We start from the raw sequence: 480 nt of genomic DNA, 5'->3' as shown, positions 1-480 counted from the left end.
TGTATGAATTACAAGACATACTGATGCCCAAGCAGTGGTTGCAAGTGAAGGCGATGGAAATCCAAATATTTCGGATCATTCCAGCCAGTGCTGATATACAACATATTCGCGATGGTGCATTACGTGACTATTATCTCGATTGGAACAATTATGATTCCAGCGTAAACGTTGTACGGGAAATGCTTGAGTCATTCTGGTCTAGCTTTCAAGAGTATATTGGCGTTAACGTACAGTTAATGCACAAAGGTCATGCGTTAAAAGTGTTTGAACTTGATGAGACTGCAACCGATAAAGACATTCGCAAGCAATGGCGTAAACTAGCATTAAAATGGCATCCCGATCGTGAACAAGGTAATGCTGAACGCTTTCGAGAAGTGTGCGAAGCATGGCAAACACTCAGAGATTAGCGTTGATCGGTAAACTACCGTGGTTGAACACTCTTCATCCACAGCCGTTATCGTTGTCAGCACTAAAATGTTC

General features: G+C 42.3%; 1 protein-coding gene. It reads left to right on the top strand.

Features of this window, described 5'->3' with window-relative positions; all coding sequences use genetic code 11:
* The coding region (locus AAEY72_RS14200) for a DNA-J related domain-containing protein (protein WP_352311142.1) at window positions 1–407 on the top strand (407 nt) is incomplete at its 5' end.
* Between the last annotated feature and the right edge of the window lie 73 nt (window positions 408–480).

The sequence above is a fragment of the Psychrobacter sp. W2-37-MNA-CIBAN-0211 genome (genome assembly GCF_040309405.1).
Lineage (GTDB): Bacteria > Pseudomonadota > Gammaproteobacteria > Pseudomonadales > Moraxellaceae > Psychrobacter > Psychrobacter glaciei.
This window is presented reverse-complemented; position numbering and strand designations above follow the sequence as displayed.